Source organism: Streptomyces sp. NBC_01618 (genome assembly GCF_045209435.1).
GTDB lineage: Bacteria > Actinomycetota > Actinomycetes > Streptomycetales > Streptomycetaceae > Streptomyces.
Map to the genome: position 1 here is coordinate 7078872 of NZ_CP109297.1, position 26478 is coordinate 7105349.

Here is a 26478-nt window from a genome sequence, read left to right on the forward strand (position 1 = left end):
CGGAGCAATTCGCCGAGCATCCGCGAAAGTGTCCCGTACTGCGGGACGGCAGATACCTCGGATCGCGGACCTCCCTTGATCGTCACTCCCTGTGCACGCGCGGAGGCGGTGCGTGCGAAAACTCGTGAGTGTATTACCGCGGGAGCGCTCGCGCAGGGGGTTGGGTGAATGTGCCGAAGCCCTGATTCGATCTGACTAAGCTCACGCGCAGCGAAGTCGAGTTGAGATGATTTCGAGCGCTTGTTCCTGAGTGTCCTTCAAGCGCGTTTACCTCCAGAATCAACCGCCAGAGGTTTTAGATGGTTCGTGCTGAATCACCGCCGATCGAACGAGGGATCCCCGTCGTCCGCGCCATGTTGCTGCCCGTGCTTCTGACGGGCGGCGCAACCGCCGCCGCGGCGGCGCTGGTTTCCGCGGCCGCGCGGATACCAGTCGTCTGGTGCGGTGCTCTCGCCACCGTCGTGGTCACCGCACTCACCGTTCAACTCGCCCGCCGGGCACGCGATATGCGCGCCCAGCGTGCCGCGTACGAACGGCGCTTCGCCGACCTGGAACGGCGCATCGCCACCCACGACGACGAGACCGTGCGGATCAGCAAGGAGCTCCTGCCGGCCGCCATCCACCGGCTGCGGGTGGGAAATTCACCCGAAGAGGTGCTCCGGGACGTCGTCGACGCGGACGACGCGTACCGCGACCTGCCCGACGCCCAACGCACCCTCGTCTACACGGTGCTGAACATCATCGACAACGAAGAGGCGATGCGCGACTCCGCGCAGCGCGCCTTCGTCAACGTCGCCCGGCGCGTCCAGGCGATCGTCCACCGCCAGGCGAGTGAACTGCGGGAGATGGAGGAGCACCACGGGCGCAACCCCGACGTCTTCGACGACCTGCTCCGCATCGACCACGGCACCGCGCTGATCGGCCGTCTCGCCGACTCGATCGCGGTACTCGGCGGCGCCCGCCCCAGCCGCCAGTGGCCCAAGCCCGTACCGCTGTTCAGCGTGCTGCGCGGCGCCATGTCGCGGATCCTGGAGTACCCGCGGATCGATCTGCACTCGATCGCCAGGGTCGCCATCATCGGCACGGCCGTCGAGCCGCTCATCCACGCCTGTGCCGAACTCCTCGACAACGCCACGCGCTACTCGCCGCCGCAGACCCGGGTGCATGTCACCGCCGTCGAGGTGCAGACCGGCATTGCCATCGAGATCGAGGACGGCGGTGTCTCGCTCAGCGAGGAGGCCCGGTCCCGGGCCGAGAACATGCTCGCCCGGGCCCAGGCCGGCTCCAACATGAACGACCTCGGCGAGTCCCCCCGGCTCGGCATGGCCGTCGTCGGACGGCTCGCGCGCATGTACGACCTCCAGGTCTCGCTGCGGCAGTCCGCGTACGGCGGTGTCCGCGCCGTGCTCATCGTGCCCCGCGCGATGATCACCACCGGCCCCGCTCCCGGTATCGCCCACGGCATCGGCGCCACGTCGAGGCCCACCAGTGACATCGACCAGGAGGCGATGAAGCACGTCGTGCCGCCCCGCCGCAAGCCCCGCCCCGTGGCCCAGCGCCCCGCCACCGGACCCGTCGCACCCGCCGCACCCGCCGCACCCGTCACCCGGCCGGCACTCCCCCCGGCCGCCATGGAGGACGACGTCCCCGTGGTGACCGAGTGGACCGCCGGAGGGCTCCCGCAACGCCGCAGCCGCGGCCGCGCCCCCCTGGGCTCGCACAACCTCCCCGCACAGCCCGTCGACCCGACCGCGGGACAGCGCAACGGCCACGGCGGGACCGACAGCGGCAAGGAACAGCCCCCCGGGCTCTGGCTGGAGGCCTTCACCAACGCCGTCAACGGCGTGCCGCAGGACCCGAAGACCGACGAAGACTCTGACAATGCCTGGGACAAGGGAGACCTGAAGTGATCCAGCAGCGGGGAAATATGGACTGGATGCTCAAGGAACTGGCCGACGATGTGCCGGACATCCACCAGATCGTGGTGCTCTCCGCCGACGGCCTGCGCATCGCCCGGCACGGCGGCGATCCCGATGTCGCCGACCGCCTCGCGGCGGCCTGCGCCGGACTTCAGAGCCTGGCCGCCGCCGTCGCCTCCGAAATCCCTTACAGCGACGGCCTGATGCGCCTGGTCGTCATCGAAGTCACCGGCGGCTTCTTCTACTTGATGGCCGCCGGAACGGGCGCGTACCTCGCCGTCCTGGCCGGTGAGACGGTCGACGCGGGGCTCGTCGGAGCACGGATGCGCGACATGGTCGTCAGGATCGGCGCCCACCTGACGAGCCCGCCGCGCCATGACGGGCAGGCCGGATGAATTCTCCCCGACGAGAACGCCGAGAGGCCGATCCGGCACTGAGCGATCCGGAACGGCTGTACGTGATCACCGGCGATCCCGACGGCAGCGAGCGGGCGCCGCTCGACCTGGTCACGATGGTCGTCGCGAAGGCCCAGCCGACGCCGACGGTCCAGCCCGAGCAGGCCGTGATCCTGCGGTTCTGCCAGGCGCCCTTATCCGTTGCCGAGATCTCGGCGTACCTCGGTCTGCCCTTCAGCGTGGTGACATCGCTCCTCACGGAACTCCTCGCGGCCGACCTCATCGAATCGCGCGCGCCCATCGTCCGCGCCACCCTCCCGGACAGGTCCCTTCTCGAAGCGGTGATGCATGGACTTCAGAAGCTCTGACACGATCACCGGCCCCCGGCGCGAAGACGTCCTTCCCACCACGGCCACCGCCGCGGTGAAGGTCGTGATCGTCGGCGGGTTCGGGGTCGGCAAGACGACCATGGTCGGATCCGTCAGTGAGATCCGGCCACTGACCACCGAAGAGACCATGACCCAGGCCGGCGTCGGCGTGGACGACAACTTCGGGGTGGAGAGCAAGACCGCCACCACCGTCGCCATGGACTTCGGCCGGATCTCCATCAGTGAGGAACTGATCCTCTATCTGTTCGGCACCCCGGGCCAGGAAAGGTTCTGGTTCCTCTGGAACGGCCTGTTCGAGGGCGCCCTCGGCGCGGTGGTCCTCATCGACACCCGCCGCCTCGAAGTCAGCTTCGACGTCATCGGGCGGCTGGAGGAGCGCGGCGTCCCGTTCGTCGTCGCTGTCAACACCTTCCCCGACGCCCCGAAACACCCGGTCGAGGTGTTGCGCAGCGCCCTCGACCTTCCCGAAGAGGTTCCGATGATCGACTGCGACGCCCGGCTGCGCGCCTCCAGCCGCGACGTACTGATGACGCTGATGCGCTATCTGCACAGTCTGGCCCTCCCGCTCGCCTGACCGCAGCACCCCCCCCGCGCGTCCCATCCGTCTGGTCCTTGGAATCCTGATCCCTGGAGCGATCGTGACAACCCCATTCCACTACGAGCCCGGAGCGGCCCAGGGGCCGGTTCCGCCCCCCGAGTGCCCGGCCCACGGCCTCGGTATCGGCCCCGGCGGGCGACGCCGGATCTACGGCCCGGAGGCCGAGCGGGACCCCAACGGGCTGTACGACAAACTGCGCGCCGAACACGGCAGCGTGGCCCCCGTCCTGCTGCACGGGGACGTGCCCGCCTGGCTGGTCCTCGGCCACAGCGAGAACGTGCACATGACCCGGACCCCCTCGCAGTTCTCCCGCGACTCGCGGCGGTGGCGGGCCCTGCAGGACGGCACCGTCGCCCCGGACCACCCGCTCGCCCCGATCTTCACCTGGCAGCCGATCTGTGTCTTCGCCGACGGCGCCACCCACGAGCGCCAACGCGGCGCGGTCACCGACAGCATGGGCCGCATCGACACCCGCGGGGTGCGCCGCCACGTCAACCGCCACAGCAACCGGCTCGTCAACGACTTCTGCCAGGAAGGCCGCGTCGACCTGGTCAGTCAGTTCGCCGAGCGGCTGCCGATGATGGTGATGTGCGCGATCCTCGGCATGCCCGAGGAGTACAACGACCGGATGGTCCAGGCCGCCCGCGACATGACCCGGGGCACGGCGACCGCGATCGCGAGCAACGCGTACGTCCTCGAAGCGCTGACCCGGCTCGTCCGGCGCCGCCGGCGCGAACCCGCGGACGACTTCGCCACCTGGCTCGTCGAGCATCCGGCGGGGATGACCGACCAGGAGGTCAGCGAGCATCTGCGGCTGATCCTCATCGCCTCGTACGAGGCGACCGCGAACCTGATCGCCAACGTCCTGCGGATGGTGCTCACCGACCCCCGCTTCCGGGCCCGGCTCAGCGGTGGTCACATGACGGTGCCCGAGGCGGTCGAGCAGTCGCTGTGGGACGAACCACCGTTCACCGCGGTCTTCGGCCGCTGGGCGGTGGGCGACACCGAACTGGGCGGTCAGCAGATCAAGGCGGGCGATGCCCTGATCGTCGGCATCGCACCGGCCAACACCGATCCCGTCGTACGGCCCGATCTCAAGGCCGACATGGAGGGCAACCGCGCCCACCTCGCGTTCAGCGGCGGCCCCCACGAATGTCCCGGGCAGGACATCGGACGCGCCATCGCGGATGTCGGCGTCGACGCCCTGCTGATGCGCCTGCCCGATCTCGAACTCGCCGTCGACGAGAGCGAGCTGAGCTGGATCGGGAACTTCATGGGGCGGCACCTGGTGGAACTCCCGGCGGACTTCGCCGCGCGTCCGCCGCAGGACGACAAGGAACCGCCGTCCATGGGGAGGCCGAACCCGCAATGCCAGGACCGGGAGGTCCAGTCGACGGTCCGGCACACGGCCCCCACACCCGGCCGCGCCCCGGCCCCGGCCCCTGCCGCCACGGGCACCGGGGCGGGTGCGACGGCTGCCAACGGGCCCGCAGGCACCCCTGCCGGGGAGTCCGCCGCCGGGCGCATTCCGCAGCAGCGGGGCGGGACCGCACCGGCTCGGCTGTGGCGCGCCGTTTCACGCTGGTGGAGCGGCGACTGACCCCGATCCGTCCGCCGCGACGGAGACGAGACCGATCACCGGCCCGGTGGCCGTGGACCCGCGCGCCCGTGGGTTCCCGGCCACCGGGCCGGGCGCCGTGCGCACAAGGCGGGAGCAGCAGTCCGGAGTCGCTCGGGCCCCGTCCGGACCCGGCCCCGTACGATGCGGAAGCGTGAAGCTGACAATTCTGGGCGGCGGCGGATTCCGGGTTCCACTCGTGTACGGGGCGCTGCTCGCCGATCACGCCGAGGGCCGCGTCACCGCGGTCACCCTCCACGACACCGACGCCGACCGGCTCACCGCCGTGGCCCGGGTGCTCGCCGACCAGGCCGCGACCGTCCCGGACGCCCCCGCCGTCAACGCCACCACCGACCTCGACGAGGCACTGCGCGGCGCCGACTTCGTCTTCTCGGCGATCCGCGTCGGCGGCCTCGAAGGCCGGGCGGCCGACGAACGCGTCGCCCTCGACGAAGGCGTACTCGGCCAGGAGACGGTCGGCGCGGGCGGCATCGCGTACGGGCTGCGCACCGTGCCCGTCGCCGTCGACCTCGCACAGCGCGTCGCGCGGCTCGCCCCGAACGCCTGGGTCATCAACTTCACCAACCCGGCGGGCCTGGTCACCGAGGCCATGTCCCGTTACCTGGGCGACCGGGTCATCGGCATCTGCGACTCCCCGGTGGGTCTCGGCCGCCGGATCGCCCGGGTGCTCGGTGCCGACCCCGACCGGGCCCGGATCGACTACGTCGGCCTCAACCATCTGGGCTGGGTCCGCGCACTGCGTGTCGACGGCCGCGACGAACTCCCGCGCCTGCTCGCGGACCCGGAACTGCTCGGCTCCTTCGAGGAGGGCCGCCTCTTCGGCGTCGACTGGCTGCGGTCGCTGGGCGCGATCCCCAACGAGTACCTGCACTACTACTACTTCAACCGGGAGGCCGTGCGCGCCTACCAGGACGCCGAGCAGACCCGCGGCGCCTTCCTCCGCGAACAGCAGGAGGGCTTCTACGCCCGGATGAAGGACCCGGCCGTCCCCGCGCTGCAGACCTGGGACCGCACCCGCGCCGAACGCGAGGCCACCTACATGTCGGAGAACCGCGAGGTCGCCGGAGTCGGCGAGCGGGACGAGAGCGATCTGGAGTCCGGCGGCTACGAGAAGGTGGCGCTCACCCTCATGCGGGCCATCGCCCGCAACGAACGGACCTCGCTGATCCTCAACGTCCGCAACCGCACGACGCTTTCCGTGCTCGACGCGGACGCCGTCATCGAGGTGCCGTGCCTCGTCGACGCGAACGGCGCTCATCCCGTCGCCGCCGACCCGCTTCCGTACCATGCCGTCGGCCTGGTCACCGCGGTCAAGGCGGTCGAACGCGCGGTGCTGGACGCGGCGGACAGCGGCTCGCGGGCCGCCGCCCTGAAGGCCTTCGCGCTGCACCCGCTGGTCGACTCGGTGACGGTGGCCCGCCGTCTCCTCGACGGATACCTCAAGGTCCATCCTGGCCTCGCCTACCTGAACCGTCCCTGACGTCCCTCAGACATCGGACCCCGCTCCGGAGGAACGGAGCTCGCTGCTGACCAGGAGGTGGAGCTGGGCCGCCAGCCACGCCCCGGAACGGGCGGCGAGGGCCTCCTCGTTCGGCATGGCCCCGTCGTCCAGGGTCTCGACGAAGGCGCGCAGCAGGATCGCGGCGCGGGACAGGCCGGTGCGGGACAGCGTGGTCGCCGCTTCGTCGATCCGGGCGCGCGCGGGGACGTTCAGATGGCGCAGCCCGCTGTGCGGCACCGCCGACATGGCGGATATCGCCTCGTCCAGCGCCGCCGTCAGCGGCTCGGACGGGCGTTGTCCTACCGCTGCCAGCGCCGTGGAGCCATCACCGGCGGCGAGATCGGGCACGACCGTCCCCGCCGGGGTGAGCACCGCGAGCGGGTCGATCCGGACTCCACCGCCGGACCGGTGCAGCGAACCGCTGATGTGTGTGGCGCCGCCCTCCAGCGCGTCGGCCAGGGCGTCCAGCGCGCCGGGGCACTCCGGCCGGTACTCCGACGTCACCAGCGCCCGGGTCCCCGCCGCGTCGCGCACAACGGCTTCGAGGCGCTGCTCGGCCGGGTCGTAACCGACGTTCTCCACCTCCGACAGCGCGACGACATGGACCGCCTCCGCCTCGACCCGCGGCCGGATCAGCCGGGGCGGCCTGCCGTCCCAGCCTGCCGTCAGGGTGGTCAGATCCCGTACGAGCAACGGGTCGGGAAGCTCCGTCCAGGCGGCGCCGACCGGGGTGATGGTCGTCGTGCCGAGCCTGCCCCGGGTGACGGTCAGCGCGCGGCTCGGGGTGCGCCGGACGCTCTCGCTGACCAGGCTTCCGGTGGCCAGCGAGCCCAGCGGTGTGGCGAGGACACGACGGGTGGCCAGCTGGTGGGAGGAGAGCTCCTTGCCCTCGGGGACCGTCCAGGTCCTGCGCAGCACGAGGACGGTGCCCGCGCCGGGGTGGGCGAAATACACCTCGGAGATCAGGGACTGCGCGGTGCCGTGGACGCGGCAGCCGAGCGAGACGAGCCGGACCCGGCGCAGCGGGGTGTCCCCGGCCTCGCGGGTGCCGAGCACGCCGGGATGCGCGGCGGCCCGCCGCCGGGCGTGCAACTCGGTGAGCAGGGTGGCGACCGACTCCGGGCGGTAGTGGGCGTTGCGGTCGGCGTACGCCGTGAGCTGGTCCGTCAGCTCGGCGATCGCGCCCGCCGGCCAGTGCATCGATGCGGCGGTCAGCGCGGCACCAGCACGCGCCAGGGCTCCGCCGTGCACCGGCCCGACATGGGCCACGCCCTCCGCCAGCAGCTCGTCCGCCAGCCCTACGGCCGCGTCCAGCGCGGGCAGGGCCGTGGCCGGTGCGGTGGGGCGGCCACCGACCTGGACAGGTACGGAACGCGCCTCGGTGTCCGTGGCGTCGGCGGCCCGGAACGCCCATACCGCGAGCGCCACCACCTCGCCGCGCAGCGCGGCCGCCGCGTCCGTCAACGCGTACGCGATCTCGCCGGGGACCGGGAAACGCACCGCGCAGGTGGGGAGCTCGACCCGGGGCTCGGGGTGATCGGGGGAGGGGCGGTGCACAACGGCGGCGTAACCCCGCTCGAAGGTGCGCCGGGCCGAGGTGACCGGGCGGGTGCCGACGGCCTCGGTCAGAGCCGCGTCTTCGGTGCCGCCGGGGGACCAGTCGGTGAACGTGGCGGGGGCGCTGTCCGGATCGGCCGCGGCGCCGCGCTGATGGGCCAGCACCAGCGCGATGAGGTGGCGGCACACGCCAAGTGCGGCGCAGCTGCAGTCGCCCTCGTCCAGACCGGTGCCGGGCGGCAGTGCGGTGGTGGTGCCGTCGGCGAACCGGGCGTGCACCGTGGTGTCCGGATCGGTCGTGAGAGCGGGCACCGCCCCCGCGTCCAGCTCCTTCGTGGCGCGTTTGACCAGGCCGCGGTTGGCCAGTGCGGCGAGGGTCTGCGGAGTGAGGGCGAGCAGATCGGGGCGCATGGCGTCGCGGGTTCCTGCCTCGGTCATCGGCCCAGCCTCTCGGCCACGAACTCGGCGAGCCGGCCCGGTGTCATCGCACCGACGTGCGCCCCGGCCGAGGCGAGCTGCCCGGCCGTCAGCCGGTCGTAGTCCGGCTCGGCGTCCTCGTCGAGCGCGGCCAGCCCCAGCACGGTCGAGCCCTGCTCCACCAGCCCCCGTACCGCCCGCACCAGCCGGTAGGGGTCGCCGCCCTCGTAGAAGTCGGTGATCAGTGCGACGATCGTGCGCCGGGGGTTCTCCACCAGACCCGCGCCGTACTCCACGGCCCGTGCGATGTTCGTGCCGCCGCCCAGCTGGACCCGCATCAGCAGTTCCACCGGGTCGGTCACATCGGCGGTCAGGTCCACCACCTGGGTGTCGAAGGCGACCAGGTGCGTCTTGAGGCCGGGCAGACCCCACAGACACGCGGCGGTCACCGCGGAGTGGATGACCGATCCGGCCATCGAGCCCGACTGGTCGACCAGCAGGATCAGCTGCCACTGCGTCACATGCCGACGGGTACGGGAGTGGAAGTGGGCGCGCTCGATGAGCAGGCGCCGCTCGGCCGGCTGGTAGTGGGCGAGGTTGGCCTTCACGGTTTGCCGGAAGTCGAAGTCCCTCGCCAGCGGGAACCGGCTCGGCCTGCGGGAGCGGGTGCCGTGGAACGCCCGGCGGATCTCCGGCCGGAGCCTGGCCAGGAGCTGCTTCACCACCGACTCGACGATGCGCCGGGCCAGCCGCAGCACCTGCGGATTCATCAGATGCTTGGTGCGCAGCACGGCACGCAGCAGGGTCTGGCTCGGCTCGACCCGCTCCAGCACCGCGGGGTCGGTGACGATCTCCTGGATCCCGTACTTCTCGACGGCATCGCGCTCCAGACGCTCGATGGTCTCCTTCGGGAAGAGCCGGTGGATGTCGTCGAGCCAGTCGATCGCGGTCACCGCGGACGGGCCGTCACCGCCCTCCCGGGAGGTGGTGCCGGAACGCCGCACCCCCCGCCGGGCGAGGTCGGGGTCGCGGCCGTAGAGCCAGTCGAGGGCGGCGTCGCGGCCGGCGTTGCCCGGCCCCAGCGGCCCGGTGTGCCGTTCGGCGGCGGAGCCGAGGACCAGCCGCCAGCGCTCCAGGCCCGCGTCGGGAGCCGTGCCGGGACCCTCTCCGGGCACGGGTGCCCGGCCGGGGGCTTGTTCGGACGTGGTCATGGGGTGGCTTCCAGTTCGTAGCGGGCCAGCAGTCGGGACACGGATTCCTCCAGGGCGCGGGCCCGGGCGATCAGCAGGGGATCCGCGGTGGTCCGCAGCAGGGAACGCGACGAGCCGTGCACCCCGCGCCGTTCCAGCAGACGGCCGGCGATCCGGTCCCGCTCGCGCGGCGGGAAGAACGCGAAGGCCTGCCTCAGCGCCGGCAGCCCGCACAGGAACTCGTCGTCGGGCAGCGCGCAGACCAGGTCGTCCAGCACATCGATCAGCGATTCGGCCCCGTCGCCGTCGTCGCTGCCCACCGCGCCCGTCACCTCGTCGCGGGCGAGCGCGAACAGCCCGGCCAGCCAGTCGCCGAGGGCGTCCGTACCGGCTCTCGCCACCGCACCCACCGCCTCGGCCGGGTCTCCGGCCGCGCCCGGGACCTGCCCGAGGGAGCGGCGCAGCCCGAACGCGGCCCCGCGCAGATCGATCGGTGCCTCGGGGTCGCCGGCGATCCGCCAGGCGATGCCGGCCGCGGTCTCCCGGGTCACGGAGAGCAACTCCGGTGCGTGCAGCACCGTGTCGCGCACCGCGACCACGGCCCGCAGCCGGGGGAAGTCCACCCCCGACGAGCCGCGCGCACCCTCCAGGAGCCACAGCAGCCGCTCCGTCGCCCCGTCGATCACGGTGGCGAGCAGCGGACCACGCGCCATGCCGAACACCCGGTCGTGCCGCCACAGCCCGAGCGCCGTGGCGAGCACCTCCCCGAGCGTGCCGACCACGGGCAACTCGCGTACCCGGATGGTGAGTTCGCCGAGCAGCTGGTCCGAGAGACCGTCCATCCCGCACAGCACGGCGTCGAACAGCGCCCCCGCCAGGTGATCGGCCTGCGCCGAGCCGGCCCGCGTCCGCTCGGTAAGTGCGACAGCCGCTGCCTCGGCCAGGGTGGCTCCGTACGCCCCCGCCTCCACCAGCGCGGCCTCGCGCCCCGCGACGGACCGTGCCTCCCAGCGTTCGGTGAACACCGGGTCCACACCGTGGGCGGGACCGGCGGTCCGCACGTGTCCGGGGATCCCCAGCACCCGCAGCCGGTGGAGCGTCCGGCTGCGTTCCAGACCGGCGGCGTCCGTGAGATCGAGGCGGTACGTGGACTCGGGGCCGCCGTCCAGCGCCTGCCTGGCCAGCTGCGCCGCGACGTCGTGAACCAGGGGCGGTGCCGGAGTGCCGGGATGGAGCCGCCCGGCGCGGTCGCCGCCGCAGGCCGCGACCATCTCGACCACCGCGGGATGGGCACCCGCCGCCAGCGTGCCCCGGCCCGTCCACGGCAGCGGGCGGTCCAGGTCGTCCGTGATCAGGGCGCCCGCCAGGCCGTCCAGTACATCGATCCTGGCGGGGCGCGGATGGCCGCGCAGCGCCGTGAGTCCCTGGGCCAGGCTCCGAGCGGCGATCAGATCGGCGGTGGACACCGGGAACTTCCGCGCCCGCAGCCGCTCGACGACCACCCGCAGCAAGCCGTCCGCCGCGGCCTCGGGACCCGCCTCCCACACCTGCTGGTAGTAGCCGGGCGACGGCATCCCCGACTGGTACCCGGCGAACGCGTCCAACTGCCGGAAGGAGTACGGCACGAGGAAACTCCCGGCGATGGCGCCGTCCGGCGGGGCGGGCACCCGGGGCCAGCCGTCCTCGCCCCGCTCCCAGCCGTCGTCGCCCGCGCCGCCCCGCTCACCGGATCCGGTGAGCGCACGGAGCGCGGGCTGGTGGAAGCCACCGGTGACCACCAGAACCGGTCGGTCCCCGGCGGCATCCACCGCCGCGCGCACCCACGCGGCCATGTATGTCTCCCGCGCCCGGTCGCCCGCGTCGGCCTCCGCGTCACCCCGGACCAGCGCGAAGTACGCGTCGAGCCGCTCGGCGAGACCCTCGTCCGGCTCGACCTCGAACAGGCGGTCCCACAGGGCGTCGGAGGAGTCCACCGCGAAGTGCCGGCACAGCCGCTCCGTCGCCTCCGCATAGCGCGCCTCCGCGTCGGCATAGCGGTTGGTGCGCTCGGCGAAGGCCGGATGCCAGGCCGGCAGATCGATGAAGCGGACCTCCGCCCCGGCCGCCCGCCCCGCCCGCACCGCGACCCACTCCGGCGAGTAGTCGCACAGCGGGGCCCAGGACGTCGCGGCCCGCTCCCCGTCGCGGTAGTGACTGAACACCGCGACCGGCAGCTCGTGCCCGAGCAGCAGCTCGTCCAGCCGCCCGTTCATCTCGGCGGGACCCTCGATCAGCACCTGGGCGGGCCGGAGCTCACCGATGGTCCGCTCGACCAGCCGTGCGCAGGCGGGAGAGTGGTGACGCACCCCCAGGAACACCGCGGACATCAGTCGGCCAGCAGATGGCGTGCGTCGTGCAGGGCCTTCCAGTGCGGACCGGGACGGCGCGGCACCTGCTGCTCCAGATAGCGGCGCAAGCGGGCCAGGTCCTCCGGGCTGTCCTTTGCCGCCGTACCCGCCAGACACGCAACCACATCGGCGGCACTGCCCGGCTCGCCGCGCAGGAACCAGCCGCGCACCCCCACGGCATGGGCGACGGACACGGCCTCCGCCGTGCTCATCACCGCCGAGGGCCGGCCCGGACCGGCGCCGGACCCGCCCTGCTCACCGGCCCCCGCACGCAGCTCCCGGAACGTACCGACCAGGACCTCCAGCACAGCCCGGTCCGGCGGCGGCTCCACTCCGGAGCGTTGCAGCAGGGCCGTCACCTCGGCCTCCACCAGGGTCAGTTCGGTGTCCAGGTCGGGGATCGGGAAGACAGTCTCGAAGTTGAACCGCCGCTTGAGGGCCGCGCTCATCTCGTTGACACCCCGGTCCCGGGTGTTGGCCGTGGCGATGACATTGAAGCCTTGCCGGGCGAAGACCATGCCGTCGGGCCCGGTCAGCTCCGGGATGGCCACCACCCGCTCGGAGAGCAGTGACAGCAGCGAGTCCTGCACCTCCAGCGGACAGCGGGTGATCTCCTCGAACCTGACGAGCCTGCCCTCCGCCATGCCCCGCAGCATCGGGGCGGGGACGAGCGACCGGGTGGAGGGCCCCTCGGCGACCAGCAGCGCGTAATTCCAGCCGTACTTGATCTGGTCCTCGGTGGTGGCCGCACCGCCCTGCACCGTCAGCGTCGAGTCCCCGCTGACCGCGGCCGCGATCAGTTCGGACAGCAGCGACTTGGCGGTGCCCGGCTCTCCGACCAGCATCAGCCCACGACTCGTGGCCAGCGTCACCAGAGCCCGGTCCACCAGCGAAGGGTTGCCGACGAACTTCCGGCTGATGCCCGTCTCCACGTCACCGATGATGAACCGGCGCGCGGCTCGCAGGCTCAGCTCCCAACCGGGCGGACGCGGATCGCGGTCGTCCGCCCGCAGGGCCGCCAGCTCCTCGGCGTACCGCTCCTCGGCCGGGGGTCGCTGCACCGGTGCCGCGGCGCCGCCCGTTGTCCCGGTACGGATCTCGTCCCGCTTGGTCACGACGCGACGCCCTCGGTGAGTTCGGCCAGGTCGACGAGGAGTTCGGACATGGTCACCGCGTCCAACCCGGTGAACCGGAGCGAGTGGCTGCGCCGCCTCCAGTGGTCGTCGGGCCGATCGTCGAGCCAGACCGTCTCCAGAACCTGCTCGGGGAACATGTCGACCACACCGACCGCGATGCCGGGGTCCAGCGCGATCACGAGATAGCAGTCGTCACTCAGCCGCTTGGAGATCCAGCGCTCCACCCCGGCGTCCTGCGGGACACCGCGCCGCCAGCCGCGCCGCTCCAGCCCGAGCACCTTTCCGATCGGCACCTTGAGGCCCTCGAACCGGGTGAGCCGGTACTCCCCGGCCTCCTCCTCGGGCAGCGTGAGCACGGTGCGCCCGAGCTGCGGGAACGACTGCAGGATCTCGTAGTCGGCGAACACCTCGGCCCAGGCGGTCAGTTCGTCGCCCAGGTGCAGCGGGTGCGCGAGCCGCACGGTCGCGTCTTCCGGCAGGACGAAGACATCGTCCTCGGCGTCGGCGAAAGTACGGTCCTCCGCGACCCGGAACGCGGTGCGCGCCGCACCGTCCGTCCCGCTCAGCCACACCAGCCGGCGCACCAGGTGCCACAGCAGCGGATGACCGACGAACAGCTCCTGGAACTCCTGGGCCGTCCAGGACCGTCCGGTCACCATCGCGGCCTCCAGACGCCTCACCTGGTCCGAGGCGACCGTCCGGACGTCTTTCTTGAGCGCCATGAACCGCTTGCGTTCCGCGGGGGCGAGCTCCGCGTCGTCCCGGGCGCCTGGCTTCGGGAGGTCCTTGCGGCGCTTGCCGTCACCGTCCAGCACGTACGGCCGCAGCTGCTCGTCGAAGCCGACCGTGAACGAGCGGGTGCCGTAGTCGACGACGGTCGAGCCGTCCGCGTCCAGGCCGAAGTCCGGAACCAGACGGTCGGAGAGCTGCTCCCCGGTCAGCCCCAGTCCTGCGGCGACCTCGGCGATCTTCTCCTGGGCCCGCGCCTTGAGCGCCTTGAACTTCACCCGCTGCGAGATGCCGTGCAGATGCAGCAGCGCCACATCGCTGCCGATGGACGCCAGCACATCGAGCCCTTCCACCGCCCGGTGGTGCGCTCCCTCACCGGGCCAGGAACGGAGGATCGGCGTGAGCCGGCGGACCGTCTCGTCGACACCCAGCAGCCCCAGCGCGTGCAGGGCCCACGACTCCTTCGCGGGCATGTTCGCCAGCCGCCACTGCTCGAAGAGGGCCCAGGCGAACTCGGCGAGCGAATCGGCTGTGGCCGTTTCGGTCAGGGAGGCGATTCCCGGATATTCCTCACCGGGCTTCGACAGTGCCAGCATCGTCAGGGCATGGCGCGCCGATGCCACCGGCAGCGCGCCGCCGGACCGGACCAGGATCTGCGGCAGCACCGAGGGCTCCGCCCAACCCGGCAGTTCCGGCATCTTGGCGGGCAGTGCCCGCTCCAGCGGGTCTGCGGCCAGCAGCCCGTCCACCGCGGCCGCCGCCTCCGCGCCGTACGCCCGGGCGGCCTCGCGCACCACGGCGTCGCCGTGCACCGTGGCGATCAGCGTCAGCGCCTGTTCGGCGGAGCGCCGCGCGGCACCCGCCTTGCCCACGGCGTCCGGCACCAGGAGCGGGGCGGCCGCGACGCCGTGCCGGGCGAACCAGGAACGGGCGGTCGTCGCAGTGGACTTGAGCCGGACCGCCCAGTTCGCCATGGACCGGGCGACGTCCACATCGACGTACGGGAGCAGCAGCGGGGCGAGCGAACTCGGCTGCCGGGGCACGACCCGCAACAGCAACGGCAGTGCGGCCAGGCCGAAGCGTGCGGCGATCGGCTTGAACGTGTCCTCGCCGTCCCACAGGTCGGTCGGATCCCAGGTGGCCAGCAGCGGGGCGACCACTTCCTCGTCGCCGTGGACGAACACCCACGCCGGTCGCAGATCTTCCGCGCCCGAGCCGTGGCGCAGGACGTCGATGTACTCGTTCAGATCGCTGTTGTCGCGCTGCGTGGTGTACCAGGAGGAGGTGGCCGCCCAGGCGGCCTGTTCCTCGGGCAGCCACTCCAGGGAGGGCACGGACACAGCGGTCAGGCCCGTCACCGCCTTGGTCTTGACGGTGGTGCGGGGCCGGGACCACGGCGGGGCCGTCAGCACGGCCGGCAGGGCGTTCACCGGCGCGTCGGCGATCAGATCCGCAGGATTGAGCAGCGGTTCGACGATCTCCACGACCTCGGGGCCGAGATCGCCGAGCACCGGCGTCAGCAGCTCACGGTGGGCGCCGACATGACTCCGGAGCAGCTGCAAGGACCGGGACGCGGCAGCCGAACCGCCGCTCGCCTCGGCGGCCAGCAGACGCACTGCACGCACCGGATAGCGGCGCATGGCTTCCAGGAGCGAGGGGCGGACATGCTTGGAGTCCGCATGCGCCAGCAGGCCGCGAAAGGCCTCGTCGGTGGGCAGCTCCACCAGGGCGTCGGCGGCGAGCTTCACGCTGTCCGAGTAGTAGTGGTTGCCGTCGAGCGTGGCGGCCAGCGGCTGGGAGACAGCCGGTCCGATGCCCTCGGCCACCGTGGCGATGATCGCGACACCGAGGGTGAAATCAGGGCGGTACGGAAGCAGCGCCAGCTGGTCCGCCGAGTACAGGGAGCTGAACACCATGGCACGCAGGGTGCGGTCTTGCTCCACGCTCACCGCGGGATCCGCGCAGAGCTCGTCCACCCAGTCGGTCTCGCTCGGCACCAGGTAGGAGACGATGATCTTGCGCAAGGTGTCGGTGCGGCACTCGGCCAGTGCCTCGACCGCCGCCCGGTAGGTCTCTTCGTCGGCCGCGGCGAGCAGCGCACGGACCCGGTCGATCGGCGCTCGGTGATGCCAGGACCAGTACGCGTGGCGGGGGCCCGGGAGCGCCATCAGCCGGGGCGCGCCCCGCTGTAGGCCGCTCTGCTGCCAGTCGGCGTCGACCGAGAACACCTCGGTCGCCGTCCGTGCGGCGAACGGCAGGCCGTATCGCTCGGACCAGAAGTCCGCCCACCCCGAAACATCGACGATCGCGGTCAGTGCGGCCGCACCGACCGGTGAGGGCTCTGAGCCGAGATGTGCGCGCAGCGACTCGGCCACCGAGGCGTCCGAACGCGGCGAGTCCGCGAACTCCTGGATCCAGGCGGCGTCTTCCGCGAGCCTGGCCTCGATCGTGTCGAACGCCTCCCGCCGGATCTTGACGGGCCCTCGGCGCACTCCGCCGCGCCGGGGGTGGAGCACCCGCTTCCAGTTGGTGGGCAGGATGAAGGTGTTCTCGTCCGGGAGAACGGGTGTGTCCTCCTGTGGAACCGCACCGGGGGCGGTCGCGGCTGTCGTGGCGTCCGGCGCAGGAACAGCAGCAGCGGGGGCCGAAGCCGACGCCGCGACCTCGCGGTACCCCTTCTTCTCCTTCTCCGCGATCGTCCTGACGACCTGTGCCGCCGCGGCCTCGGCCGACGCGTACTCCTTGGTCCGGGTACGTCCGTCGCTTCCGCACCGTCCGTAGCGCACCGTCACCACGGCGCCCTCGGCCCCGGTCTCCCAGAACTTCGACGCAGTGCCCTCGACAAATTCCCAGCGGCGCACGGCTCCGCCCCCTTCTCGCCCGCAGCCCGCTCCGCCGCGGGCTTTTCGATCAGTGGTGCCACAGTAGAACGGGCCACTGACAACGCAGCGTGAACGGGGTGTCCGACGGGTGAATCAGCAGGTCAGGGGGCGGGGTTTCCTGAAAGAACCCCGCCCCCTGTCTCCCTGACGCGGCCGGGAGCGGACCGGCCGCGTCAGGGAGCGGACACCGCGCGGGCGCCACCGGACGGTGCCCACGACGGTGTCACGCCAGTGACCTGACAGACCATCAGGAAGAGCGGGATCGGCGGTGTGTACGGCGTGCGGTTGTCGGGCTGGTGGATCAGCCGGGGCCGTACCGCCGGAACGAACGCCCCCTTCGCGTAGGCGACCTGCGGGGGCCAGTCCAGATCGAGGTCGGAACCCGCGGGCACGATCCACCACCAGCGGTCCGCGTCCGCGAACACGCAGCCGGTGCGTGGCAGATGGGACATCAGCCGGAAGCCGTACCCCGCCGGAACCCCCACCGCGTCGCAGCCCAGGCTCGCCGACAGTGCGGGCGGCAGCGGCAACTGCACCATGCCCGGGTCGATGGCGCGCCGGGGCTCGTGGGAGCGCCGCGCTCCGAGCAGATGCGACATCGCGTTCTTCAGCATGACTGCTCCGTGCCGTGCGGTAGTTCTGCCCAGACGATGCGTCCCGAGCCGTTGCCCGCGCCATGGGAACCCCAGGAACTGCTCATCGCGTCGACGAGCAGCAGACCGCGTCCGTGCTCGTCGTCGGCGGTGCGGCACAGCTGTGGCCCGCCGGGCTGATGCCCCTGGTCCTGTACGGCTATCCGCAGTCGTCCGTCCAGGCAGCGCAGCTCGCACACGACGCGCGTGCTCATCGTGTGCACGACCGCGTTGGTGAACAGCTCCGAGACGATCAGGACCGCCGCCTCGTGCGTGTCCTCGTCCAGCCGCCACTCGTCGAGTCTGGCCCGCGTCAGCCGCCGCGCGCCGGCCACCGACTCCGGGTGCGCGGGCAGCGCGAAGCAGTACCGGAGCGCCTCCGCGCCGGGCCTGAGGTCCATGAGCCGGGGGACGAGCGCACTGCCAGGTGCCACAACCGATTCCTCACAGTGGGGGCTGCGCCACGCTCCGCCATCCCATGTGCACAGGGGCGGACGTGACTGCGTGAACTGGTTCACTCACCAACTCTCCCCCTGTCGGGAACACTTGGCAAGGGGCACTCTGAAAATTTCAGAGTGGCTGTGTCGTGGGCGGCCCGCGCATGGCACACTGCTGCCAAACACCGCATCGGGAGGTCTGAAGTGAGCGAACCGCGGTCCGCCCCGACCGTGGGTCAGGTCGTTCTCGGCAAGCGCCTGCAGGATCTGCGGGAGCGCGTCGGTATGAGCCGTGACCAGGCTGCCAAGGTGCTGCGGGTCGCACCTGCGACGATACGCAGGATGGAGACCGCCGAGGTCGCTCTCAAGATCCCCTATGTCCAGATGCTGCTGAAGGCGTACGGGATCGCCGACGACGAGGCCGACGCCTTCGTGGGGCTCGCCGAGGAGGCCAATAGACCCGGCTGGTGGCAGCGCTACCACGATGTGCTGCCCGACTGGTTCAGCATGTATGTCAGCCTGGAGGGCGCCGCGAGCCTCCTGCGCATGTACGAGCCGCACTTCGTCCCCGGACTGCTGCAGACCGAGGACTACGCGCGCTCGGTGATGCGCACCGGAGCGGTCGGCCAGACCAGACCCGAGGACATCGAACGCCATGTGGCGCTGCGGATGCAGCGTCAGTCCCTGCTGCTCGGGCCGGACGCCCCGAAACTGTGGGTGGTGATGGACGAGACGGTGCTGCGCCGTCCCGTCGACAGCGCCGACGTCATGCGCGGACAGATCGACCGGCTGCTCGCAGCGACCGAGATGCCCCATGTGACGTTGCAGATCGCGGAATTCTCCACCGGCCACCACCCCGGCACCTACGGCCCCTTCGTCCTCTTCCGCTTCGGCGTCCCCGAACTCCCCGACATGGTCTACAGCGAGTACCTGACCGGAGCCGTCTACTTCGACGCGCGCCCCGAGGTGGCCTCCTACCTCGAAGTCATGGACCGCATGGCGGCTCAGGCCGCAACTGCACAACGCACGAAGGAAATCCTCCGGGACTTCCGCAAGGAGCTGTGATGGATCCCATATACAACGGCATGCCGGCCGCCGAACTCGGCTCCGAAGGCTGGTACAAGCCGTGGAGCGGTGGGAACGGAGGCAATTGCGTCGAAGCCATGAAGCTGTCCGACGGCAGGGTCGCCGTGCGCCAGTCCGCCGATCCCGACGGCCCCGCCCTGATCTACACCCACCGCGAGATCGCCGCGTTCATCCAGGGCGCCAAGTCCGGCCAGGCGGACTTCCTGCTGACCTGAACCGACTGCCCCGCGGCCGAATCCACAGCGCTGCGACCCGAATCGACGGCCTTCTCACCCGAATCCGCAGCGCCGGAGCCGATTCCGCCCCACACTCTTGTTGTCCGCCGGCCCACGAACCCCATGGAGCGCGCATATGACCGGGCAAGACCCTCAAGCCATCGAGATCGACACCAGCAAGCCGCATCCCGCCCGGATGTACGACTGGTTCCTCGGCGGCAAGGACAACTACCCGGTCGACGAACAGATGGCCCGTCAACTGCTGGCCCTTGATGCCAGGGGACGCGATATGGCCCGGGTCAACCGGGCCTTCATGCACCGGGCCACCCGGTGGCTGGCCGAGAACGGCATCCGCCAGTTCCTCGACATCGGCACCGGCATACCCACCGAGCCGAACCTCCACCAGATCGCCCAGCGGACCGCCCCGGACTCCCGCATCGTCTACTGCGACAACGACCCGATCGTCCTCGCCCACGCCGCGGCCCTGCTGCGCTCCACCCCGCAGGGCGCCACCGAGTACATCCAGGCCGATGCCCGCAAGCCGGAAGCCATCCTGGAACAGGCCGGCAAGGTCCTCGACTTCGGCAAGCCGATCGCGCTGTCGCTGCTGGCTCTGCTTCACTTCGTCGACGACGAGGACGGCGCGGCCGAACTCGTCGACAGCCTGGTCGAGCGGCTCGCCCCCGGCAGCTATCTGGTGCTCTCGCACACCACGGGGGACTTCGCCCCGGAGAGCGCCGCGGAGGCGTCCGCCCTGTACAAGGCCCGCGGGATGACGCTGCGCCTGCGTTCCCACGCCGAATTCACCACGTTCTTCGACGGACTCGAACTCGTCGAGCCGGGCGTCTCGCTCTCCGCGGACTGGCACCCGGAACTCGGCGAGCCCGTCGACGTCACCGGCGACGAGCCGATCCCGGGCTACGCGGGCGTGGCCCGCAAGCCCTGAGCACCGGCCGGTGCCGTCACCGCTCCACCCCGGTCCGCCGGGCCGGCCCGACCGCGGGTGACAATGGACGCATGTCACGACGCCCCACACGACCGAGACGCCCGGCCGCCGCCGGAGCGCGGCCTTCCGCGATCACCGCGCAATCGCCGTGCCCGTGCGGCCTGCCCGCCGCCTACGCGGACTGCTGCGGCCGCCTGCACGCCGGGACCCTCGCCGCGCCGACCTGCGAGGCGCTGATGCGATCCCGGTACGCCGCGTTCGTCGTCCGGAACGAGGCGTACCTGCTCCGCACCTGGCACCCCGACACCCGGCCGCCCGCCGTCGACTTCGATCCCGGGACGCGGTGGGTGCGTCTGGAGATCCTTGAGACGACGGACGGCAGCGCGTTCCACACCACCGGCACGGTCACCTTCCGCGCGCACTACACGGAGAACGGGCGGCCCGAATCGCTCCACGAGAAGAGCCGCTTCGTCCGGCACGAGGGCGCCTGGGTGTACGCGACCGCGGTCTTCGCCGACTGACCCCGTACCTCTCGTTCGGATCGTGCCGGGCTCGCGTGCCCCGGCGTCGCGACCCGGCTCCCCGATCCGGCCTGATCCGAACGGAAGACCCCGGCCGCGCGGTGGCGCCCGTTTCAGACGGCGGCCCCCACCCGCGACTTCTCCGGCGAGAGCTCCTGCGCCAGGTCCTCCGCCAGCAGCCGCTTGGCGATCCGGTGCACCGCCGCGCGCAGCTGCCGGTCGTCCGGGCGGGTCCCGTGTTCGTCCAGCCGTTCATTGAGCCACCGCGCCCACGCGTCGCTGATCGCCGCGGTTTCCCGGCTCCCGGCGGCCGTATGCGTGAACAGACGACCGTCGCCGGTGAGATAGCCCTCCTCGATCATCCGGTCGAACACGGGCACCAGAACTTCCGGCGGGATCCGGTGCCGGGCCGCGATGAGGCCGAGACCCGCATGACCCACCATGCGTGTGAACAGCTCCACCTGCATCACCGCCCAGGCCCCCGCCATGTCCAGCCGGGTGTCCGAGGCGGCGACGATCCGCCGGGCCGTGTCGGGACCCGCTCCGTGCAGGATCTTGGCCACGGCGAATTCCAGGACCTTGGCCGAGTCACCGGCGCCGGGCTGGGCGAAGCCCTCGCCCATGTCCGTCGATCCGACCCGTGCCGTGTCCCGCAGCTTCACCTGCTTCAGGAAGAGCGCCACGACGAACCCCAGGAACGCGACCGGCACCGTCCACAGGAACACGGTGTGCAGCGTGTCGGCGTAGGCCTGGGCCAGCGGCGCCGACTGCGCCGCGGGCAGGGCGTGCAGCCCCGCCGGGCTCTGCGCGGCCTTCGCCAGCACCGCGGGGTCGCCGCCCGCCCGCGCCGCCGCGGCGATGCCGTCGGACAGGTTCGGCTTCAGCGCGTTGGCGTAGATCGTGCCGAAGACGGCGGTGCCGAAGCAACTTCCGAGCGTACGGAAGAACGTCACACCCGACGTCGCCGTACCCAGATCCGCGTAGTCGACCGTGTTCTGCACGGCGATCGTCAGTACCTGCATGGCCAGACCGATGCCTACACCGAGCACCAGCATGTAGAGGGACTCCAGCCACACCCCGCTGTCCGGACCCATCCGGGAGAGCAGGAACAGCCCGACCACCATGATCAGCGAGCCCACGACGGGGAACATCCGGTACTGGCCGGTCTTGGAGACCACATTGCCGCTGAAGATCGAGGCGACCAGCAGTCCGAGGACCATCGGCAGCGTCCGCACCCCCGACAGGGTCGCCGAGTCCCCGTCCACGTACTGCAGATATGTCGGCAGGAAGATCATCGCACCGAGCATCGCGAAGCCGACGATGAAGCTCAGGATCGAGCAGACGGTGAACACCGGGTTCCGGAACAGCCGCATCGGCAGCATGGGCTCCTGTGCCCGGAACTCCACCAGGCAGAAGAGGGCCAGCGCCACGACGCCGCCCGCGAAGAGGCCGAGGACGACGGGCGATCCCCACGCGTACTCGTTGCCGCCCCAGCTGGTCGCCAGGATCAGGGCGCTCGCGCCGACCGTGACCATCGCGATGCCCAGGTAGTCGATCACCGGCCGTCCGGCGGCCTTCACCGACGGGATCGTCCGGGCGGCGGCGATGACCACCACGATCGCGATCGGCACGTTGACGTAGAACGCCCAGCGCCAGCTCAGTTGGTCGGTGAAGAGCCCGCCGAGCAACGGCCCGATCACCGTCGACACCCCGAAGACCGCGCCGATCGCGCCCTGGTACTTGCCGCGCTCGCGCAACGGGATCACATCGGCGATCAACGCCATCGAGGTGACCATCAGCCCGCCCGCGCCGATGCCCTGCAGCCCGCGCCAGACGATCAGCAGCGTCATGTTGGTCGCGAAGCCGCACAGGAACGAGCCGGTGATGAAGATGATCGCCGACAGCTGGAAGATGATCTTCCGGCCGAACAGGTCGCCGAACTTGCCGACCAGGACCGTCGCCACCGTCTCGGCGAGCAGATACGCGGTGACCACCCACGACATGTGGGCGGCACCGCCGAGGTCCGAGACGATCGTCGGCAGTGCGGTGCCGACGATCGTCTGGTCCAGGGCGGCCAGCAGAATTCCCAGCACGATCGTCGCGAAGACGATGTTCCGGCGGCGCGGATCGAGCACGGGCGGCGCGGCGGCACTCTGCGCGGCGGGGGCGGTCTCGCTGGCAGTGGTCACGCTTGCACCCTCACACCGGCCCCGCGCCGACGCATGCGGGGGACGGCCGGACGGGGCGTCAGACCAGCAGATCCCGTACGGACGCCTTCATACGGGTCACGAACGCCTCCCGTACCGGCTCCGCCACCCGGTCCAGCGAGAGATACGGATTGAGATCCTCCAGCTCCACGAGCAGCAGTTCGCCCTGAGCCGTCCGGCAGGCGTCGACCCGCTGGATGCCGTGGTCGAGGCTGTTCCACTCCACGAACGTCCGGGCGAACTCCAGATCCGCCGCGCTCGGCGCGTACGGCTCCAGCACCCACCGCTCGTCCGGGTGCGGCGCGTACAGCGCGTACTGGAAATCGCGGTCGATGAAGTAGAAGGACACCTCGTGTCGGAAGTCGATCCGGGGCTGGACGAGCAGCGTGCCGTCGGCACCCTCCGGCAGCGCGGGTTCCCGTACGAACCGCAGGCCGACCGAGTCCGCCCCCAGCTTCGGCTTGACCACGTACTCCGGGGCCTCGGGCAGCAGCCCCAGGTCCGCGGCCCGGTCCACGGTGGGAATCACCGGAAGACCGGCCCGGCTCAGATCGACCAGATACTGCTTGCCCGCCATGTCGCCGCGGCCGTGCAGCGGGTTGTAGACCCGGGCGTCCAGCTCTCGCGCCCGCGCACGGAAGGCGTCGTACGCCTCCTGGTAGTGCAGCACCGGACCACTGTTGCGTACGACGACCGCGTCGAACCCGTCGAGCAGCGCGGTGGCGTCCAGGGGGTGACAGAGCGCGACATCGAACTCCTCGCGCAGTCGCGACGTCAGATGGATGTCCTCGTCGCAGTAGCGGCGCCCGCGTGCCTCGTAGGCGAGGTCGGTGACGTAGAGGACGGACGGGCGCGGGCTGGCCGGCATGGCGTTCCCCCGGGGGTGTGTAGGTGGACGGCTGGTCAATAACCTTGACGGCGTTGCCCGTTCACGACCCTGGAGCGTCATGACGTCTGCCCCGCACGAGTCGGCCGCATCGCAAGCGTCGCCACTGCCCGATATTCTCTCGCCCGCCTTCGCGGCCGATCCCTACGGGGTGAACCGGCGACCGGCGTGAGGCGGCCGGGACGAGGAGTCAGCCGATGCGCGTACAGACGTTGTCCGCGGAGCCGTGGACCATGTGCAGCGTCTTGTCGGGCCGATGGCGAGGGGGAAGAAGCTCATGGGCTCAGGCCTTCGGGATGTCGAAGTAGCGGGTCGGACCCGAGGCCAGACCCACAGTCGAGCCCGGCCAGTTCGGCTACGAGGTTGCCGCTGCTGTTGTCGGCCACGCCAGTTCCCTTACTCCAGAGCAATCTTACTATTGGGTAAGGTAAGTCTCGGGAGGGTCGCTCCTTCGCGAGAAGGGCGCGCGGGTCACCAGGAACTGCCGGGGCGCACCGTCAGTCGGGGGTGGTGGGCGGCCAGGATCTTGTTGGCGCGCGCCAGCTCGGAGAGCACCTGCTCGCGGTCGGCCCGGTCCTCGTCGCAGAGCCGCGGGCCGCGGAAGCTGCGCACCTCGCGCGCGGCGCACTCGGCGTCGAACTCCGCCTGCAGGATGTGCGGCGGGATGCAGGAGCCGATCAGCGCGGCGACCCGGTCGGGGATCGGCACGGGGACGAGGAGGTGGGAGGCGGTCATGGGGCCCTCTCGGATGGTCGGCCAGGAGGTGGACATCGATGCGGCCGCCGGGTGGGCGGCGGACTCCTCCATGTGTACGGGACGCAGTTCCGGGTTTCTTGTTGAGAACGTCTCCGTGTGGCAACCGTTTGGGAGTGACCGGGTATTTTCCCTTACCCGTAGGTAAGTTGACCCATCGTGACGTACGTGCTGCTGCTAGACGGACGCGTCGGTGCAGTGCTCGCGCAACTGGAGTGCCCGTAGTACGGCCTCGGTCGAGAACCGGCTTTCGGGATCGACCAGTTGTTCACCGAAGATGGCCTCCAGGTTGCGCATCCGGTAGCGGACGGTCTGTGGATGCACATCGAGCAGCTCGCCCATATGGGCCGCGGTCCCTCGGGTTTCGAGCCAGACGCGGAGCGTTTCGATCAGCCGCTCGCGCCGAGTGGTGCTGATCCCCGCGATCGGAGCCAGCTCGCGCCGCGCGAGTTGATCGAGGAGGGCCGGGTCGGAGAGGAGCCACAACGACCTCGTCGTCACGCTCCAGAAACTCGTCACCGGCTTCTCCGGCGACCGCAAACCGCTCGGCCGGGCGGTCACCGCGATGGGCGCGCTCACCACCGTCACCGCGGACCTCCTCGACGACGGCCGCAAACCCCTCAAGGACGACATCAGACAACTCGGCCGGCTTTCCGGCCAGTTGGGCAAGGGCACCCCGCAGATCGAGAACTTCCTGCACACGACCCCGGCCAAGATGGAAGCGATCAGCCGCCTCGCCTCGTACGGCTCGTGGCTCAACCTCTACCTCTGCGAGGCCAAGGTCAGCGGTGTGACCAACGACGACGGCAGCGCACCGCCCACCGGCATCGTCGTCGCGAAGCCGAGGTGCCGGGCATGAGAATCAAACCCGTACGGGAACGCAACCCCGTCGCCGTGGCCCTCGTCGGACTGATCGTCCTCGCCCTCGTCGGCCTGGCCGCCTACCGGGCCGACTCGCTGCCCTTCATCGGCGGCGGCACCACCTACAGCGCCGACTTCACAGAATCCGCCGGACTCGACGAGGGCGACGAGGTACGGGTCGCCGGCGTGAAGGTCGGCGAGGTCACCGGCGTCTCGCTCGACGGCTCCAAGGTGAAGGTCCGCTTCAAGGTCAAGGACGTCTGGATCGGCAACTCCTCCACCGTAGGCATCGCCATCAAGACACTGCTGGGCGAGAAGTACCTCGCCGTCGACCCGCTCGGCGACGCCCCGCAGGACCCGCACGAGCGGATCACGGTCAGCCGCACCACCTCCCCGTACGACGTCACCCAGGCGTTCAACGGACTCGGCCTGACCATCGGGGAGATCGACACCCAGCAGCTCGCCAAGAGCTTCGAGACGATCTCCGCCACCTTCAAGGACTCCCCGCCCGACGTGAAGAGCGCCGCCGACGGGCTCTCCGCCCTCTCCAGGACGGTCTCCGAACGCGACGCCCAGCTCGCCACCCTCCTCAAGGGCAGCAAGCAGCTCACCAAGACCCTCGCCGGCAAGAAGAGCAGCTTCGAAACCCTGCTGGAGGACGGCAATCTGCTCCTCGGCGAGATCCAGGCGCGCCGCGACTCCATCCATCTGCTGCTCACCGGCACCCGGAACCTGGGCACTCAGCTGACCGGTCTCGTAGAGGACAACAACAAACAGCTGAAGCCCACCCTGGACGCGCTCGGCCGGGTCACCGCGGTGCTGGTGAAGAACCGCAAGAGCCTCGACAAGGTGCGACGGCAAGGGCACCGCCCCGAAGAGCCCCGGCGCGGGCGGACCGAACAAGCCGAAGCACCCGGTGGGCGGTCCCGGCGCCCCGGGCGGCGGCATCGTCATCGGCCCGCAGCCCGGCGGTTCGCACGGCCCCTCGCCCGCCACGTCCCCGAAGTCCTCCGGCCCAACGACAAGCTCCCCGCACCCCACCGGCTCCCCGGACCCCACCGTCCCGGGTACCCCCTCACCCGACCCGACCGACAGCGGACCGGCCTCCCCGGACCCCGGCACCAGCCCCGACCCCGACCCGAGCACCTCGGCCCCCGACCCCGGCACGGACTCTGGCTGCCCGAGCGGCTCGCCG

Annotated in this window: 20 protein-coding genes and 3 pseudogenes; 12 read left to right on the forward strand and 11 right to left on the reverse strand. The window is 71.2% G+C overall.

Annotation, left to right across the window (positions count from 1 at the left end; genetic code table 11):
* Positions 1-299 precede the first annotated feature (299 nt).
* The 6 genes from OH735_RS32890 to OH735_RS32915 all read left to right on the forward strand — a co-directional run bounded on the left by OH735_RS32890 (position 300) and on the right by OH735_RS32915 (position 6420).
* Positions 300-1910 (forward strand): sensor histidine kinase, encoded by a 1611-nt coding sequence (locus OH735_RS32890; protein WP_406385293.1) that lies wholly within the window; start codon positions 300-302, stop codon positions 1908-1910.
* Positions 1907-2314: a roadblock/LC7 domain-containing protein gene (locus OH735_RS32895; protein WP_037698641.1), complete on the forward strand. Its 408-nt coding sequence runs from the start codon at positions 1907-1909 to the stop codon at positions 2312-2314. Before OH735_RS32890 ends, OH735_RS32895 begins: the two co-directional genes overlap by 4 nt.
* Positions 2311-2682 (forward strand): DUF742 domain-containing protein, encoded by a 372-nt coding sequence (locus tag OH735_RS32900; RefSeq protein ID WP_406385294.1) that lies wholly within the window; start codon positions 2311-2313, stop codon positions 2680-2682. Before OH735_RS32895 ends, OH735_RS32900 begins: the two co-directional genes overlap by 4 nt.
* Complete coding sequence (locus OH735_RS32905) at positions 2663-3277, forward strand: GTP-binding protein (protein ID WP_406385295.1); 615 nt, start codon at positions 2663-2665, stop codon at positions 3275-3277. The genes OH735_RS32900 and OH735_RS32905 overlap by 20 nt, the downstream gene beginning before the upstream one ends.
* 64 nt (positions 3278-3341) lie before the next feature.
* Complete coding sequence (locus tag OH735_RS32910) at positions 3342-4901, forward strand: cytochrome P450 (RefSeq protein ID WP_406385296.1); 1560 nt, start codon at positions 3342-3344, stop codon at positions 4899-4901.
* 172 nt (positions 4902-5073) lie between these two features.
* A complete protein-coding gene (locus OH735_RS32915) occupies positions 5074-6420 on the forward strand; it encodes a 6-phospho-beta-glucosidase (RefSeq protein WP_406385297.1) in 1347 nt (448 codons plus the stop codon).
* A 6-nt stretch (positions 6421-6426) separates the two neighbouring features.
* Here OH735_RS32915 and OH735_RS32920 read toward each other — a convergent pair whose 3' ends face one another.
* The 7 genes from OH735_RS32920 to OH735_RS32950 all read right to left on the reverse strand — a co-directional run bounded on the left by OH735_RS32920 (position 6427) and on the right by OH735_RS32950 (position 17805).
* Entirely contained in the window at positions 6427-8436 is a 2010-nt protein-coding gene (locus tag OH735_RS32920) for a hypothetical protein (protein WP_406385298.1), read from the reverse strand.
* A complete protein-coding gene (locus OH735_RS32925; RefSeq protein WP_406385299.1) occupies positions 8433-9626 on the reverse strand; it encodes a VWA domain-containing protein in 1194 nt (397 codons plus the stop codon). Before OH735_RS32925 ends, OH735_RS32920 begins: the two co-directional genes overlap by 4 nt.
* Positions 9623-11971: a DUF5682 family protein gene (locus OH735_RS32930; protein WP_406385300.1), complete on the reverse strand. Its 2349-nt coding sequence runs from the start codon at positions 11969-11971 to the stop codon at positions 9623-9625. Before OH735_RS32930 ends, OH735_RS32925 begins: the two co-directional genes overlap by 4 nt.
* Positions 11971-13107 carry an AAA family ATPase gene (locus tag OH735_RS32935; protein ID WP_406385301.1) on the reverse strand — a complete coding sequence of 379 codons (1137 nt, stop codon included), beginning with the start codon at positions 13105-13107 and terminating at the stop codon, positions 11971-11973. Before OH735_RS32935 ends, OH735_RS32930 begins: the two co-directional genes overlap by 1 nt.
* Positions 13104-16718: a WGR and DUF4132 domain-containing protein gene (locus OH735_RS32940; RefSeq protein ID WP_406385302.1), complete on the reverse strand. Its 3615-nt coding sequence runs from the start codon at positions 16716-16718 to the stop codon at positions 13104-13106. The genes OH735_RS32935 and OH735_RS32940 overlap by 4 nt, the downstream gene beginning before the upstream one ends.
* Positions 16719-16912: 194 nt before the next feature.
* On the reverse strand, positions 16913-17353 hold the full coding sequence (locus tag OH735_RS32945; protein ID WP_406385303.1) for a hypothetical protein: 441 nt from the start codon (positions 17351-17353) through the stop codon (positions 16913-16915).
* The gene (locus OH735_RS32950; RefSeq protein ID WP_406385304.1) at positions 17347-17805 is read right to left on the reverse strand and encodes an ATP-binding protein; all 459 of its coding nucleotides are present in this window, start codon (positions 17803-17805) and stop codon (positions 17347-17349) included. The genes OH735_RS32945 and OH735_RS32950 overlap by 7 nt, the downstream gene beginning before the upstream one ends.
* Positions 17806-18012: 207 nt before the next feature.
* Here OH735_RS32950 and OH735_RS32955 point away from each other — a divergent pair, with 207 nt between their 5' ends.
* The 4 genes from OH735_RS32955 to OH735_RS32970 all read left to right on the forward strand — a co-directional run bounded on the left by OH735_RS32955 (position 18013) and on the right by OH735_RS32970 (position 20576).
* A complete protein-coding gene (locus OH735_RS32955) occupies positions 18013-18873 on the forward strand; it encodes a helix-turn-helix domain-containing protein (RefSeq protein WP_406385305.1) in 861 nt (286 codons plus the stop codon).
* Entirely contained in the window at positions 18873-19109 is a 237-nt protein-coding gene (locus OH735_RS32960) for a DUF397 domain-containing protein (protein ID WP_406385306.1), read from the forward strand. Before OH735_RS32955 ends, OH735_RS32960 begins: the two co-directional genes overlap by 1 nt.
* 136 nt (positions 19110-19245) lie before the next feature.
* A complete protein-coding gene (locus tag OH735_RS32965; RefSeq protein WP_406385307.1) occupies positions 19246-20055 on the forward strand; it encodes an SAM-dependent methyltransferase in 810 nt (269 codons plus the stop codon).
* Between the two features lie 71 nt (positions 20056-20126).
* On the forward strand, positions 20127-20576 hold the full coding sequence (locus OH735_RS32970) for a YchJ family protein (protein WP_406385308.1): 450 nt from the start codon (positions 20127-20129) through the stop codon (positions 20574-20576).
* A gap of 113 nt (positions 20577-20689) precedes the next feature.
* Here the strand turns inward: OH735_RS32970 and OH735_RS32975 are convergent, their stop codons facing one another.
* The 4 genes and pseudogenes from OH735_RS32975 to OH735_RS32990 all read right to left on the reverse strand — a co-directional run.
* Positions 20690-22765 (reverse strand): MDR family MFS transporter, encoded by a 2076-nt coding sequence (locus OH735_RS32975; RefSeq protein ID WP_406385309.1) that lies wholly within the window; start codon positions 22763-22765, stop codon positions 20690-20692.
* A 58-nt stretch (positions 22766-22823) separates the two neighbouring features.
* A complete protein-coding gene (locus OH735_RS32980; protein WP_406385310.1) occupies positions 22824-23651 on the reverse strand; it encodes a hypothetical protein in 828 nt (275 codons plus the stop codon).
* A 489-nt stretch (positions 23652-24140) separates the two neighbouring features.
* The gene (locus tag OH735_RS32985; RefSeq protein WP_406385311.1) at positions 24141-24404 is read right to left on the reverse strand and encodes a hypothetical protein; all 264 of its coding nucleotides are present in this window, start codon (positions 24402-24404) and stop codon (positions 24141-24143) included.
* Between the two features lie 195 nt (positions 24405-24599).
* A pseudogene (locus OH735_RS32990) lies at positions 24600-24911 on the reverse strand (helix-turn-helix domain-containing protein); the annotation flags it as partial.
* Here OH735_RS32990 and OH735_RS32995 point away from each other — a divergent pair.
* Positions 24895-25281: pseudogene (locus OH735_RS32995) on the forward strand (MCE family protein); the annotation flags it as partial. The pseudogenes OH735_RS32990 and OH735_RS32995 overlap by 17 nt on opposite strands.
* A pseudogene (locus OH735_RS33000) lies at positions 25278-26135 on the forward strand (MCE family protein); the annotation flags it as partial. The pseudogenes OH735_RS32995 and OH735_RS33000, both read left to right, overlap by 4 nt.
* Positions 26136-26478: the final 343 nt, after the last annotated feature.